Origin of the sequence: Nocardia sp. CA-135398, assembly GCF_050955845.1 — a bacterium.
In the GTDB taxonomy this organism is placed as follows: domain Bacteria; phylum Actinomycetota; class Actinomycetes; order Mycobacteriales; family Mycobacteriaceae; genus Nocardia.
In genome coordinates this window covers 4,326,153-4,340,011 of the sequence record NZ_CP192084.1, presented here as the reverse complement: position 1 = coordinate 4,340,011, position 13,859 = coordinate 4,326,153, and the positions used below count along the sequence as shown (strand labels likewise).

General features: G+C 66.1%; 16 protein-coding genes. 6 read left to right on the top strand and 10 right to left on the bottom strand.

Translation table 11 applies throughout. The features are described from left to right. Positions 1–18: 18 nt before the first annotated feature. Positions 19–1,536 carry an FAD-dependent monooxygenase gene (locus ACQP1T_RS18930; protein WP_433761920.1) on the bottom strand — a complete coding sequence of 506 codons (1,518 nt, stop codon included), beginning with the start codon at positions 1,534–1,536 and terminating at the stop codon, positions 19–21. Between the two features lie 252 nt (positions 1,537–1,788). On the opposite strand from ACQP1T_RS18930, the gene ACQP1T_RS18925 reads away from it, so the two are divergent. Continuing rightward, complete coding sequence (locus tag ACQP1T_RS18925; RefSeq protein ID WP_433761918.1) at positions 1,789–3,279, top strand: carboxylesterase/lipase family protein; 1,491 nt, start codon at positions 1,789–1,791, stop codon at positions 3,277–3,279. A 48-nt stretch (positions 3,280–3,327) separates the two neighbouring features. Here ACQP1T_RS18925 and ACQP1T_RS18920 read toward each other — a convergent pair whose 3' ends face one another. After that, positions 3,328–4,215, bottom strand: coding sequence for a LysR family transcriptional regulator (locus tag ACQP1T_RS18920; RefSeq protein ID WP_433761916.1), 888 nt, complete (start codon positions 4,213–4,215; stop codon positions 3,328–3,330). Between the two features lie 72 nt (positions 4,216–4,287). Here ACQP1T_RS18920 and dapA point away from each other — a divergent pair, with 72 nt between their 5' ends. Further along, entirely contained in the window at positions 4,288–5,181 is an 894-nt protein-coding gene (dapA, locus tag ACQP1T_RS18915; RefSeq protein WP_433761915.1) for a 4-hydroxy-tetrahydrodipicolinate synthase, read from the top strand. Between the two features lie 69 nt (positions 5,182–5,250). On the opposite strand, the gene ACQP1T_RS18910 is transcribed toward dapA, so the two are convergent. Together ACQP1T_RS18910 and ACQP1T_RS18905 are read right to left on the bottom strand one after the other, a co-directional pair. Further along, positions 5,251–5,448, bottom strand: coding sequence for a hypothetical protein (locus ACQP1T_RS18910; RefSeq protein ID WP_433761914.1), 198 nt, complete (start codon positions 5,446–5,448; stop codon positions 5,251–5,253). A gap of 152 nt (positions 5,449–5,600) precedes the next feature. After that, positions 5,601–6,803, bottom strand: coding sequence for a DUF418 domain-containing protein (locus ACQP1T_RS18905; RefSeq protein ID WP_433761913.1), 1,203 nt, complete (start codon positions 6,801–6,803; stop codon positions 5,601–5,603). A 98-nt stretch (positions 6,804–6,901) separates the two neighbouring features. Between ACQP1T_RS18905 and ACQP1T_RS18900 the strand changes: the two genes are divergently transcribed. After that, a complete protein-coding gene (locus ACQP1T_RS18900; protein ID WP_433761912.1) occupies positions 6,902–7,654 on the top strand; it encodes a TetR/AcrR family transcriptional regulator in 753 nt (250 codons plus the stop codon). A gap of 3 nt (positions 7,655–7,657) precedes the next feature. On the opposite strand, the gene ACQP1T_RS18895 is transcribed toward ACQP1T_RS18900, so the two are convergent. After that, entirely contained in the window at positions 7,658–8,461 is an 804-nt protein-coding gene (locus ACQP1T_RS18895) for an aldose 1-epimerase (protein ID WP_433761911.1), read from the bottom strand. 193 nt (positions 8,462–8,654) lie between these two features. On the opposite strand from ACQP1T_RS18895, the gene ACQP1T_RS18890 reads away from it, so the two are divergent. Both ACQP1T_RS18890 and ACQP1T_RS18885 read left to right on the top strand, forming a co-directional pair. Next, entirely contained in the window at positions 8,655–9,164 is a 510-nt protein-coding gene (locus tag ACQP1T_RS18890; protein WP_433761909.1) for a GtrA family protein, read from the top strand. 56 nt (positions 9,165–9,220) lie between these two features. Continuing rightward, entirely contained in the window at positions 9,221–10,141 is a 921-nt protein-coding gene (locus tag ACQP1T_RS18885) for an LLM class flavin-dependent oxidoreductase (RefSeq protein WP_433761908.1), read from the top strand. 3 nt (positions 10,142–10,144) lie between these two features. On the opposite strand, the gene ACQP1T_RS18880 is transcribed toward ACQP1T_RS18885, so the two are convergent. Further along, positions 10,145–10,534 carry a VOC family protein gene (locus tag ACQP1T_RS18880; protein WP_433762250.1) on the bottom strand — a complete coding sequence of 130 codons (390 nt, stop codon included), beginning with the start codon at positions 10,532–10,534 and terminating at the stop codon, positions 10,145–10,147. After that, a complete protein-coding gene (locus ACQP1T_RS18875; protein WP_433762248.1) occupies positions 10,534–10,824 on the bottom strand; it encodes an ArsR/SmtB family transcription factor in 291 nt (96 codons plus the stop codon). The genes ACQP1T_RS18880 and ACQP1T_RS18875 overlap by 1 nt, the downstream gene beginning before the upstream one ends. An 86-nt stretch (positions 10,825–10,910) precedes the next feature. Here ACQP1T_RS18875 and ACQP1T_RS18870 point away from each other — a divergent pair, with 86 nt between their 5' ends. Next, the gene (locus ACQP1T_RS18870) at positions 10,911–11,597 is read left to right on the top strand and encodes a hypothetical protein (RefSeq protein ID WP_433761907.1); all 687 of its coding nucleotides are present in this window, start codon (positions 10,911–10,913) and stop codon (positions 11,595–11,597) included. Positions 11,598–11,787: 190 nt separating this feature from the next. On the opposite strand, the gene ACQP1T_RS18865 is transcribed toward ACQP1T_RS18870, so the two are convergent. The 3 genes from ACQP1T_RS18865 to ACQP1T_RS18855 all read right to left on the bottom strand — a co-directional run bounded on the left by ACQP1T_RS18865 (position 11,788) and on the right by ACQP1T_RS18855 (position 13,855). Continuing rightward, positions 11,788–12,273 (bottom strand): carboxymuconolactone decarboxylase family protein, encoded by a 486-nt coding sequence (locus tag ACQP1T_RS18865; RefSeq protein WP_433761906.1) that lies wholly within the window; start codon positions 12,271–12,273, stop codon positions 11,788–11,790. Next, a complete protein-coding gene (locus ACQP1T_RS18860) occupies positions 12,270–13,349 on the bottom strand; it encodes an NAD(P)H-dependent amine dehydrogenase family protein (RefSeq protein WP_433761905.1) in 1,080 nt (359 codons plus the stop codon). The genes ACQP1T_RS18865 and ACQP1T_RS18860 overlap by 4 nt, the downstream gene beginning before the upstream one ends. A 77-nt stretch (positions 13,350–13,426) precedes the next feature. Beyond that, positions 13,427–13,855, bottom strand: a complete 429-nt coding sequence (locus ACQP1T_RS18855) for a MarR family winged helix-turn-helix transcriptional regulator (RefSeq protein ID WP_433761904.1) — start codon at positions 13,853–13,855, stop codon at positions 13,427–13,429. Between the last annotated feature and the right edge of the window lie 4 nt (positions 13,856–13,859).

Below are 13,859 nucleotides of genomic sequence, written 5' to 3'. Positions count from 1 at the left end.
CGGGCTGGCATCAGCCGATCAGGATTTATCGCCGAACCAGCGGCGCAGCGCTTCGGCAAGTCCATCGCGATCACCGGAATCCGCGGCCCAGGCCACATAACCGTCCGGTCGGATCAGCATCGTGGAAAGCTCGCGTGGTGCAACTGGTTTCGCGGTGACCACGCGCACCTGATCCGACCACGGTGTGACGATCGTTCGCAGCTCCGCGGAATCGGCCAGATCCAACACGATTGCCCGGCCGTCGGCGAAGTGCGCACCGACCCGAGTGCCGTCGGACAGTTCGATATCCGGGGTGACCGCGCCGATCAGCTCATGGCCACCGCCGAGATCGTAGCGGTGCAGCACACCGGAGATCTTCTTGAAGATCGCGGTGCTGCCGTCGCGGGTGGCGAGCAGTTCGGTCATCACCTCGCGTAATGCCTTGCTGCGCTGGTCGAGTCGCATCAGCGCAACCTGTGCGCGGGTCCACTCCAGCACCCATGCGCCGACCGGATGACGTTCGGCGGTGTAGGTGTCGAGCAGGGTTTCACTAGCATCGCCGCGCACCACCGCGGCCAATTTCCAGCCGAGGTTGACCGCATCGCCGATGCCGAGATTGAGTCCCTGCCCACCGAAGGGTGAATGCACATGGGCCGCATCGCCAGCGAGCAGCACACGGCCCTTGCGATAGTCGGTGACCTGGCGGGTGTTATCGGTGAACCGCGTTGCCGTATGCACGGCGGTGACCTCGACCGGCACACCCGACACCGCGCGGAGGCTGGCCTGCAATTCGGCCGCGGTGACCGGCGTTGTCCGGTCGGCGGGCGGACCGTCGAGTTCCACGGTGAGTATCCGACCCGGTGTCGGACCGTTGGTGTAGATCCCGGTCTCGGTGGTGTTCCAGCCCCGCCGCAAGCCTTCCGCGCCGGTCATTTCGACCACTGCCTGATGGCCGGTGATCTCGGGGTCCAGACCGGGGAAGTCGAATCCGGCCAGCTTACGGACGGTGCTGCGGCCGCCGTCGCAGCCGACCAGCCAGTCCGCGCGGACGGTGCTGTCGCCGAGATGGACGGTGACTCCGGTTCCGTCATCATCGAATTCGGTCAATTCCATACCGCGTCGGAGCTCGATGCCGAGTTCGGCGGCGCGCCGCGCCAATATCGCCTCGATGGCCTGCTGGGCCACCAGCACGGCCTCGGCCCCGGGGCCGAGTTCGGCGAAAACCGGGTCGTCGAAATCGATTTCGTCGGTGCGGAGCATGATGCCCGCGAAATGACCGGCGATCGGCAGGCGCTGACCCGAGTCAGTCGGGAGCATACCCGCCGCCCGGATGCGCTGCACCGTCGCATTCTGCTGTTCGACCAGGTCGGGCAGCATGCCGCGACGGTAGAAGGCCTGTGCGGTCGGCACATTGATCCCACCGGCCTTGATGGTCATATCGGGTTCGGTCAGCCGCTCGACCACCAGTACCTCGGCGCCGCCGAGGCGAAGTTCGCAGGCCAGCATCAGTCCGACCGGTCCGGCACCGGCGACAACCACATCGAATGTCTCGTTCATGAACTCGACTCTGCCGATGGGCGATTGCGGCGGGCTTACATCGGCTTGCATGCGCCTTGCGTCGCGACCGAACGCCTCAGTTGAGTCGATCGATGGCGGCAACACCGATCTCGTGATCGGTCTGCGACACAGCCACGCCGGCGACGCCCGATGCGCCGATGACGGTTTCGCCCCGGAAGTTCTGCGAGGTGCTCGAAACTGTGGTCCGCCGCCGGGTGCCGCGTAGAGAATCGAGTCGAGCGAAGGAGATTCATGGAACCGATTGTTTCCGTCACCGGCGGCAAGATCCGCGGCCGGACGACCGCGGGGGTCAGCGCATTTCTCGGAGTGCCGTACGCGGCGGCGCCGGTCGGGCCCGCGCGGTTCCGGCTGCCGACGCGAGTGCCGGACTGGCAAGGGGTTCGTGATGCGCTCACCCACGGCGCGACCTGCGTGCAGACCCACTATCCCCCGCCGATCCACGCACTGATCGGCAGTGACGGGATTCCGGGCGAGGAATATCTGAATGTCAATGTGTGGACACCGGATCCGGGTGGTGCCGGACTGCCGGTCATGGTGTGGATTCATGGTGGCGCATTCACCCGAGGGTCCAATGCCAGGGCGATCTACGACGGTGCGGCGTTCGCGCGCGACGGGATCGTGCTGGTCTCGATCAACTACCGGCTCGGCATATCCGGCTTCGCGGCGGTGCCGGACGCACCGCTGAACCGTGGGCTACACGATCAGCTATTCGCGTTGCGGTGGGTGCAGGAGAACATCGCGGCCTTCGGCGGGGATCCGAACCGGGTCACGATATTCGGTGAGTCGGCGGGCGGAATGAGTGTGGCGACGCTGATGGCTTCGCCGCTGTCGGGTGGGCTGTTCCGGCAGGCGATCATGCAGAGCGGCAACGGATCCGCCGCGGTCGCCGTCGAGGATGCACGCAAACTCGCGGGAGAATTGGCCACGATTCTCGGAATCAGCCCCACCGCGGCGGATTTCGGCGAACTGGGTCCCGATGAGCTGCGTGCGGCGCAGGACGCACTTGCGCTGGCGCTGATGAGTGATCCGGATCCGGCGCGATGGGGGTCGTCGATCATCGCCAACGGGATGGGGATCATGAGTCTGCTGCCGGTGATCGATGGTGAGGTGGTCGAAGGACATCCCGTCAAAGTGCTTGCCGCGCAACCCGATCGGGCCGTGCCACTCATTGCCGGATGCACCACCGAGGAGTTCCGATTCTTTACCGTCCCGACCGGTATCGCCGCCGGGATCACCGCGGAGACACTACCCTTGGTCCTCACCCGCTACGGACTAGATCCCAGGCTCGGGGATATCTATGCCGCGAATCGTCCGGGAGCCACGGCGGCGGATGTCTTCGCCGCGATCATTACCGATCGGGCCTTCCGCTCGGACACCCTGCGGATTGCGCAGTCGATCGCCGCCGCGGGCACGCGCAGCTACGCCTATGAGTTCGCGTGGTCATCCGGCATCGAGGGGCTCGGTGCCTGTCACGTTCTGGAAGTGCCTTTCGTCTTCGATGCGCTCGCGGGCGCGCACACCCTGACCGGTCCCAATCCGCCGCAGGCGCTGGCCGACGAAATCCATTCGGCGTGGGTGGCTTTCGCGCAGACCGGTGATCCGGGTTGGGCCCGCTTCGAGGAGGATTCGCGGTTGGTGCAGATCTTCGACAGTCCGAAGTCGGGCGTGGTGAGTGACCCGCGTGGGGACGAATTGGCGGCGTTGCGGAAGTCGGTCGCCTGACACGGCGATCGCTCCGATCGAGATCAGGTGCAGTCGATGGTGAGCGCCTCACTTGTCGAGAGTGCCGGAAATCGTTGCGGCAGAGGCGCGTAAGGCTGCGCGGGCGGCGACCACAGCCGGGTGACGTCCGGTCCCGCGCCGGTAGGCCAAATGGGTTTTGCGTCGGGTGGGCAGGGCCGTGAGCACGATGTTCGGCGGTGGGGTGAGTGCGCCGAGTTCGGGAACGAGGGCGACACCCTGACCGGCCGCGGCCAGGGCGAGGACGGTGCTGAAATCGTCCACGTGATGGCGGACCCGCGGGGTGAATCCGGCTGCCTGGCAGGCCCGGATCGTCATGGTGTGGCAGAGCGTGCCGGGCGTGCCCGCGATCCAGGAGGCGTCGCGGTGGTTTTCGAGCGGCGTGGCGGTCGGAGCGGCCAGGTAGATCGTCTCCTCGAGGAGCGGCTCGGTGTCCAAGGCGGGATCGGGTTCGGCGGGTACGTAGTCGTACTCCTGGACCAGCGCGACGTCGAGAGTGTCCGTGCGGAGTGCGTCCGGGACGGTGGCCGGGTCCAGTTCTGTCACAAGCAATTCCAGGCGCGGATGGTCATGGCTCAACGCGACCAGGGCCGGGGTGAGGATTGTGGCGACGGCCGTCGGGAAAGCGCCGATGCGCAGCGTTCCGGTGAGTGCCGCGCGGGAGGCGGCGAGGTCGGCGGTGGCCTGTTCGAGGGCCGCGAGAATCGTCTCGGCGTGTTCGACCAGGGTCAGTGCGGCGGGGGTGAGAGTGACGCGTCGCCCGGTCCGTTCGAGCAGCGGTACGCCTGCCTCCCGCTCCAGTCCGGTCAGTTGCTGGGAGACCGCCGACGGCGTGTAGCTCATCGCCTCCGCGACCGCCGCGATCGTCTTGCGATGGGCCAGTTCGCGCAGTAGGCGCAGCTTTCGAACATCGAGCATCAGATCAGCTTATGCTCAGTGGAAGAAATGCGAACTGGACCTGATGCATCGCGGCGGCCCAGTCTTGAAACCATGACGCTCACCGGCCTCTTCGTCCCCCTGATCACGCCGTTCACCGCCAATGGCGAACTCGCCTCCGACGCACTGGCAGGCCTTGCCCATGAGGTGCTCGACGACGGCGCAACCGGCATCGTCGCACTCGGTACCACCGCCGAAACCGCAACCCTCACCCCGGAAGAGCGCCGTCGCGTCCTCGATATCTGCGGCGCCGTCTGCCGAGAACGCGACGCTGCCTTGATCGCCGGTGCGGGCACCAACTCCACCGCGGATTCGGCTCGAGCGCTCGCCGCCCTCGATCCCACCGTCACTGCCGCACTCACCGTCGTCCCCTATTACACCCGCCCCTCCGAAGCGGGCGTCGTCGCCCACTTCCGTCAGCTGGCCGCCCACAGCCCGGTCCCCCTCATCGTCTACAACATCCCACATCGCACCGGCCGCACCCTCGGCCACGACACCCTCCACGAACTCGCCCGCATCCCGAACATCATCGGCTTCAAACACGCCGTCGGCGGCATCGACGACACCACAACCACTTTCATGGCCACCCGCGCATCCGACGTCGCCGTCCTGGCCGGTGACGACCTGCACGCCGCCGCACTCCTTGCCCTCGGCGCCCCAGGCGCCATCCTCGCCACCGCCCACCTGGCCACCTCCGCCTTCGCCACCCTGATCCACCGCTGGCGCAACGGCCCCATCGACGAAGCCCGCGCCCTCACCCACCGCCTCACACCCCTGTCCGCAGCCCTCTTCGCGGAACCCAACCCGGTAGTCATCAAATCCGCCCTGGCCGCCCAAGGCCGAATCCCCACCCCCACCGTCCGCCTCCCCCTCCTTCCTGCCGCCCCGGAAACCATCGCCGCCGCCCTCGAAGCCCTGACCCGCCTCCCCGCAATCATTCCCGCATGATCGCCAATCCCTCAGCACCCCAACCGGATTCACGATCCGACAGCGCCCTCGAGCGAGTTCCTTCGTACATCACTGCATGCGTGCAGGCGAGTGCGCCGCCCCGGCCGGAGGAACTGAGGCGGCGACCGTTTCGATCTGAACGCCGAGGCTGACCGCATTCGTCGGCGTCGTGGTGTCGACCCGGATCACCGGGGTCAGTGCCAACGGTCGACCGTGCGCGGCCCAGGTATCCCAATCGCGCGCAAGGCGAAGCCCGTCGTTGTGCACCGCTGCACGCTGTCGCCGCGCATACCTCTCCCGGGCCGTCTCGACGGAAGCGTCACACCAGATCTCGATAGCCCGATCGGCGCCGACACGGTGAATGCCCACTCGCGCGAACTCGAGGTCGCGCGAACCACCCCCCGACATTCTTGCTGGCTTCAGGGTTGATTTAGCACTGGCTCGGGTGGGGATTTGCGCCAGGTAGGGCGGTGGGCGTTGGTGATCCAGCGGAGGGTCCATTCGGCGGGGCCGTAGCGGAACCAGTGGAGCCAGAGGGCGCTCAAAGCTAGTTGGAGGGTGAAGACGAGCAGGGCTGTGGTCATTGTGGCGAGGGGGGAGAAGGTGCCTGCGGCGGCGAGGCCTATGCCGGTGAAGATCAGTAGGCCGATGGCTGATTGGGCCAGGTAGTTGGTGAGGGCGATGCGGCCTGCGGGGGCCAGGGCTGTGCGGATGAAGGACGTACGGGGGCTGTGCATTACGCGAAGCAGGGTCGCCACGTAGGCAGCGGTGAGCAGGGGTGCGGTGGCGATGCTGATTGCTACCGCGAGGGTGTGGCCGACGCCGCCGCCGATCGCGAAGAGGATGCTGCCCGCGAGGCCGATGGGGAAGCCGATGAGTTGGATTCGGCGCAGGATCGGTTCGTCGCCGTGTACATGGGCGAGCAGTTTGCGGCGGCCCGCGACGAAGCCGAGCAGGAACATCGCCAGCGCTGTCGGTCCCTGGAGCGTAAGTGCTTGCAGGACAAGGAGTCCGAGGCCGTCGAGGTGTTCGCCGATTACCTCGCCCCAGCCGCCGAGCATGGCCTGGGTTGCGCGCTCGGCATTGGCTTGCGCCTCCATGGTCGAGGGCAGTAGTGCCGACGTATCCATGAACACCGTGCCGAGTAGCAGGCTCGCCACGACCAAGCCGTACAGAATCGCCGCGACGCGTAAGGCGGTTCGGTCGCTGACCCGCCGCATCCAGAACAACACCAGGCACGCCACCGCATAGGTGGTGAGCACGTCGCCCGCATACAGGAACACGATGTGCAGCACGCCGAGGACGAACAGGCCGCCGATGCGACGCAGCATCCGCGGTTCGAAGGCGGCTCGCGCCGCGGCCGCCGACTCCATCTGCAGGGTGAAGCTGTAGCCGAACAGGAATGAGAACAGCAGATAGAACTTCATTTCGACGAACACCTCGGACAGTCCGCGCACGGCCTCGTCGAGGGCGGAGGTGTATGCGGGGTCGGTCACGAGATTGCCGGGATAACCCGAGGCCATGAAGGTGATGTTGACGATGAAGATGCCCAGCAGAGCGAAGCCGCGCAGAGCGTCGACGTCATGTACTCGCGATCTGGAGGCGACCAGCTGATCGGTCATTATGTTCTCCGCAAATCTTTAGTATCCAAGGGATACTATCCACCATATACTATCTCTGCGGCTAATATCCGCCAGAAGCATCCCGAGGAGGTAAGGCCATGGCCGACGAGGCGGTGCCCGCCGACCTGGGCAGACTCTGGCGACTCCCGGCACCCGCACGCCTCGGACGACCGGCGGAACTGGACGTCGACCGGGTCGTGCGCGCCGCGGTGGATCTCGCCGATCGCTCCGGGCTCGCCGCGGTCACGCTGCTGAAGGTCGCGCAGGCACTGGGTTTCACGAAAATGGCGCTCTACCGCCACGTCGGTTCCAAGGACGAACTCTTCGAGCTGATGGCCGATTTCGCCATCGGCCCGGCACCGGATCTCGGTACCGGGCCGCTCGACTGGCGGGCCGGGCTGCGGCAATGGGCGCACGCGATGCGCGCGGTCTACACCGAGCATCCGTGGCTGCCGCAGTTACCGATCTCCGGCCCACCTCGCGGTCCGAACACGATCGGATGGATGGACGCCGCACTGCGCGCACTCGCCGCCACCGGACTCGACTGGGCCACCAAGGTCGGCATCCTGATGTTGGTGAGCGGGCATGTGCGGCAAGCGAGTCTGCTCACCCAGCAGCTCACCGAGGCACGGCGCGACACCGGTTTCGACGAGGCGCAGGCCAATCGGAACTACCGCCGCACGCTGGCCGTCCTCGTCGATCCGGACCGCTTCCCCGAGGCGGCCGCACTGTTCGCCAGTCCGCTGTTCGAATCCCCGCCGGACGGGGATACCGATGCGGCCGAACAGGATTTCGTATTCGCGCTCGAATTGATCCTCAATGGCGTGGCCGCCGAGATCGATGGTGCATAGGACTCAGTCGAGCAGACGCCAGGCCCAAGTAGTGGACAGTTCCAACGGGTCACTCGCGGTAACCGGTCGCGGGTGGGTGTTGATGCCGTTGGGCGGACCGGATTGCGGCTCCACACAGGCGGATTCGGGTTGCTGGTCGAAGACGACGACCCACTCGGCGGGACTGGTGATGGTCAGCTCCAGGGCGTGCGGCCAGGTCAGGGTGACAGTGGTGCCATCGGGCATGCCGAAGCAGTCGTCCCAGGGTCCGGCTTGCGGGGCAATGCGGCGTCCGGTCGGGAGATAGTCGGGGCCGCGCTCCTCCTGCCAGGCGGGAGTGAAATCGAGTTGGATGTCCTTGCCGGAGCCCAGATTTCGCAGGAACCAGGGATGCCAGCCGACCTGCGCAGGAAACGGCTCGCCAGCGGTTTCGACCCGCATGGTCAGGGTGATCGAGTGCTCGGAGAGCTGGAACTCCTGGGTGACTCGCCCGCGGTACAGCCACGGGTCGGTGAGCTCACAGCTCAGCGCGGCGGTGGATTCCGTTGTGCTGAGGACGTGCCAGGCCCGGTCGCGGGCCGTGCCGTGGATGGCGTGTGGATCGGCGTTGATCGGCATCTGATGCAACGCGCCGCCGTACCGGAACTGCCCCGATCCCATCCGCCCACACCAGGGCGCCATCGGAAACGCGCCGTACTGTGCGCCCTGCCGCAACAGCTCCAGCTCACCGACCCGCAAACTGGTCAGCCGCCCGCCGTTCTCCGGGTCGATGCCGACTCGCGCCTTGCCCGCGGTCAGCACAACACCGGAATTGCCCGCATCGACCATGAGCGCTCCTCCTCCGACTAGGGGTCAGATAAGACACAGTGCCACGAGCGGCACCGTCACGCTGACCGACGCGGCGCGCCCGAAATCACTCGAGGTCACTTACCTGGCGCGACGGCCGCGGGCATGCTTGGGTAAGGACGGCATCGGCGGTCGGAAACGTGAGGTGACGGATTTGCTGGATATAGTGCGGGGCGTGTCCTTCGTCCAGCTTGCGCTCGACCGGATCCCGGAACCGTTCCGGTCGTATCTGATCCAGCGGCGTGAGCTGCTGAAGTTCGCCGTGGTCGGCGGAATCACCTGGTTCATCGATACCGGAATCGTCTATGCGCTGAAGTTGACGGTGCTCGGCGAGAAGCCGCTCACCGCGCGCGTGCTCGGTGTGTTGATCGCGACCATCGTGTCGTATGTGCTCAACCGGGAGTGGTCGTTCCGGACCAGAGGTGGTCGCGAGCGGCATCACGAGGCGGCGCTGTTTTTCGCGATCAGTGCGCTCGGTATCGGTGTCACGCTGTTGCCGCAGGCGATCGCGCTGTATGTGCTCGATATCCGGGTGCCGCACGTCAGTGCGGTCACCCAGGCCGTCTCGAACTTCATCACCGGTCAGATTCTGGGCGTGCTGCTCGCCATGGCGTTCCGGTACTGGGCGTTTCGGCGGTATGCCTTCCCGGACGATCTCGTCCAATCGGAGCTCGAACCGCGGTAGGTCGCTTACCTGCGAGGTAATTGCCGGGAATCGGCAACCGGGCGAAGATCGCCGGTATGACACAGATCGGCCTGCTGCTACCCAGCCGCGAAACCGCGATGACCGGCGAACACGATGCCGCCGGATTGGTCCGTTTCGCGCGCGCCGCCGAGGATGCCGGTTTCGATTCGGTGTGGATCGGCGATTCCCCGCTGGCACGAACCCGAGTCGATTCGCTGCCGCTGCTCGCCGCCGTCGCCGCGACTACCGCGCGCATTCGACTCGGCACCGCCGCACTCACCGCGACATTGCGTCATCCACTGCTCGGCGCCCACACCGCCGCCACCGTCGACCAACTCAGCAACGGCCGGTTGATTCTCGGCCTCGGCGCCGGATTCCCGCTACCCGAAAGCCGCGACGAATTCGCCGCTGTCGGTGTGCCTTTCGACCAACGCGTCGGCCGACTGGACGAAACGGTGGCCATCTGGCGTCGGAGTTGGTCCGGCGGAACCGAATTCGACGGCCGCTACTGGCAACTCGACGATCTGGCCCGCACTCTCCCGGCTGCCAGCCCGACCGGTCCACCGTTGTGGCTGGCGGGCAGTGACACACCGCGGGTGCTCGACCGGGTGGCCCGCCACTACGACGGCTGGCTGCCGTTCCTACCGGACTCGGACGCCTACGCCCGCGCATGGCACACCCTGCGCGAAAAGACCACCCGCGACATCACCCCCGCCCTCTACGCCACCATCAATATCAATCCGGACTCCGCCGCCGCGCGTACCGAACTCGACGGTTACGTCCATCGGTACTACCGCCGATCATTGGACGAAATGTCCACGATCCAAGCCTATTTCGGCGGTTCCGCCGACGAATGCGTGCACTGGCTCGGACGGTACATCGATGCGGGTGCGCAGCATCTGGTGCTGCGCATCGGCTCATTGCAGGCCCGTCGCCAACTCGATCTCCTCGCCGAGGCGATACTCCGAACGGCGTGACGCTCAGCTCTTCAGCTGGGCGATCTGAATCAGATTGCCGCAGGTGTCATCGAGTACCGCGGTGACCACCGGTCCCTGATCGAGCGGTTCCTGAGTGAATCGCACGCCGAGCCCGCGCAACCGCTCGTATTCGGCGTGCAGATCGTCCACCGCGAACGAGGTGAACGGGATCCCGTCCTCGACCAGTGCCTCCTTGAACGGCCGGACCGCCGGATGCCCATCGGGCTCCAACAGCAGTTCGACGCCGTCGGGTTCCTGCTGCGAGACGACCGTCAGCCAGCGCGCCTCGCCGAGTGGAACCTCGGTCTTCTTCACGAAGCCGAGCACCTCGGTGTAGAAGCGCAATGCCTTGTCCTGATCGTCGACCAGAACACTGGTGATATTGATGCGGATCATGGGTCCTCCTGGAGCCAGCGGTCGGTGAGCCGCCGCAATGGTTCTCGATTCAGATGGTGGAACTTGTACCGGCCGTCCCGGCGCGTGGTCACCAGACCGGCGGTCGCCAGCACATCCAGATGCTGCGAGATCGCCTGCCTGCTCGAGGTGAGCTGGTGGCCCATGGTGAGCCGCGCACAGAGCTCGAACAACGTCTGGCCGTCGCGATCGGCCAGTTCGTCGAGGATCGCCCGACGCGTGGGATCGGCCAGCGCCTTGAAGACATCGCCGCTCACACCCCCGACTATAGGCAAGTAACTACTTGCCTATCAAGTGAGGTTCGGATCGAAAACACGGCGGGCGAATGTGTCGGGGGCCGAGTTAAATTGGGTTGATGAGCTATGAGTTCGTGGTGCTGCCCGCGGGCGCGGCGGCATCGCCGGGGGACGTACTTCCTTATTTTCGATCCAGACGCGGGCAACCCGCCGACGACCACCTCTACCGAACCGTCATCGCCGGACTACACAGCTGGAACAGCGGAATTCCGGCCGCGGCCCGACATGCCAGGCTGCGGATCGAGGCGGCTGGCGACTCGGTCCGGGTGACCGCCGCCGACAGTGTGGATCGCCGCAGGACGCGCGGCTCCGCCATGGACTACGCCGCGCCGCGGGTACGCGAACTCATCGAAGCCCTCATCGCGGGTTTCGCATATGAAATCTACGATGCGCGAACCAACACCTTGACCAGCCCGGAAATTCGTCGCTACGCCTCGATCGATATCGGCGGTGAACGCAGATACTCCTCACTCACCCAGCGCGAGATCTTCGACTGGATCCGCCAGCTCCATCTGCTGGCCGCCACGCCGTTCCTGATCGCCGAAAAGCGAAACGACGCAAACAGTTTCATCCAGACTCGCCGCAACTCCCCCACCGACTACACCCTCGAACTACACCACCCGGTTCGCAACCAACGCCTCGGCGCGACGCTGACCGACGGCGCGACCGTCGCCCAACTCATCTGGGACTGGGCCTGCGACGAGTGGAGCCGCCTGGACGGTATCGATTGGGCACCATTGGACTGAATCGGCCAGCGCGACTGGGTAATTCGCACCGGAGCCGCGCGGCGCTCGGCGTCAGCCTCGGTCGTGCCCACGAATTCGTTGCCGCCACTCCGCTGGCGTGGACGACGTCGAGAGCGTGGGTTTCGCGTCCTCGAGGCATTCGATCGCCCACGCCAGGGCGCGGGGTGAGCTCTGGGACAAAGACATTCGCCTACGTCGAATGTCCGGGCAGTACGCACACCGCATCCAAGCCGAGTACATGGTTGAGTCGGCCGAAGGCCAACCATGATCCGATGCTCATGCTCAATTCGACGATTTCGGTCTGGGTGTACTGCGCTCGCATTCGATCCCAGAACTCGTCGTCGAGATTGTGGTGGTCGGTGGCGTAGCGTTCGGCGTATTCGGCGGCCAGCCGGGTGCGTTCGTCGAACAGGTCGGTGGTGCGCCAGTTGGTCACCGCGTCCGCGAACTCGGGCTCCACCTTCTGGCCGTCGCGCTCGGTGCGCCAATCCAGGCAGAAGATGCAGCCGTTGACCTGGGCGATCTTGAGCCGCGCCGCCTCGAATTCGCGCAGACCGAGGGTCGAATGCGAATACACCGACAGTGAGAAGTTCGAGGCGGCCAAGCCGATGCCGGGCACCATCTCACCCCAGACGTAACCGATCGGGTCCTTGCCCTCGGGGATATCGATGATCATGGATGTTTCCTTCCGAGCTTGCCGACTGCGGGACGCAGTGGGACATCGAGCGCGTCATAGAGTCCGGGTTCGGCGTCGACGAGCCAGTCGATGGCATTCACCAATCGGCCGACCGCGGTGGCATTGCCGCCCGCGGAACGGTTTCCGTCCTCGTCGGCGGCCTCGATGGTGATTTCGATGCGCGGGTGGCCCTCGATGAGCACCCGGTGCGCGCCCTCGCCGTCCGGCGGCGTCGGCCAGTCCGGCGCGCACGACGGATGGATCCGGGTGACGTGCTCGATGACGATGCGCGCCTCGCCCTCGACGATCCCTTGCACCTCGAATCGCAACGCGCCCTGCGTACCCGCCGCGAACTCACCCATCCGCTCGGTGCTCACCGTGGCGTCGAGTGCGCGCCGGTCCAGGGTTTCGCGGATCTCCTCCAGTTCGGCGCCCAGCGCACGCGCCATCAACCGAATCTGCCCGCCCCACACCATGGTCGGCACGCCCGGCGCCACCATCGGTGGCAGGTAGTCCATCGGCTGGCCCATACCGACCAGATAGCGCACCGAATCGGGCTGGTCGTAAGTGGTGTAGTCGAAGATCTCCTGGCAGCGGATCACATCCACGGTGCTGCCGAGTCCGCTCATCAGCAGCGGCAGCACATCATTGCCCCAGCCGGGATCGACACCGGAGACGAAAAGCGACCCGCCGCCCCGCGCCACGGCCGCCAGTACCGGATCCCGCATTTCGGGTGGGGCGCTACGTGGATCGTAGAGCGCGTAGAGCGCCGGGGTTACGACGACCGCGCCGGACTCGATGGCCCCGACGATATCGGCGAGCGCGTCATCGGGGCGGATGTCCCCAGAAGCCGCGTACACCACGGCCCGAGGTCCAGCCGCCAGAGCGGCCTCGATATCGGCGGTCGCCGGGACGCCGAGGTCGTAGTCGAGTCCCGCGAGCCGACCCGCATCGCGGCCGACCTTATCCGGATTGTGGACGAGTACGCCCGTGAGTTTCAGCGCCGGGTGAGCGTCCACGGCGCGGATGGCCGCACGGCCGACGTTGCCGGTGCCCCAAACAATCGTGGGGATCATCGAGTGAGCGTAGCAAGCGCTTGGTTCGGTGGCGGGGAATATCGGAATTACACAGTGGGGCTGGGGAATTCGCGCGACTACTTCCCGGTGTTGTAGCGGACCAGGTAGTCGGCGAAACGCCGGATATCGGCGTCATCCCAGGCCGTCAACCGCTCGGCGAACTCCTGATGACGACGCCGTTCGGCCGCCCCCGCGACCCGCCGACCCTCTCCCGTCGGCCGCAGGATGTGGTTGCGCCGGTTCTCCGGATCGACCTCCCGAGTCAGATAGCCCAAGCGCTCGAGCGCCCCCACCTGCCGACTGACCGTGGACTTGTCGAGCACGAAATGGTCCGCGAGATCGGTCGCCTGACAACCGTCGCGCTCGATGACCAGATCCAGAATGCTCGACGCCACCAGCGACAACTCCGGATGTAGCTCCGAGGCGCGGCCACGGGCTCGCCGGGCGAAGGCGGTCAGCTCGCGCTGGATGATGTGGATCGCCGAGGTCCGCGGTGCGCTGGTCATGGTT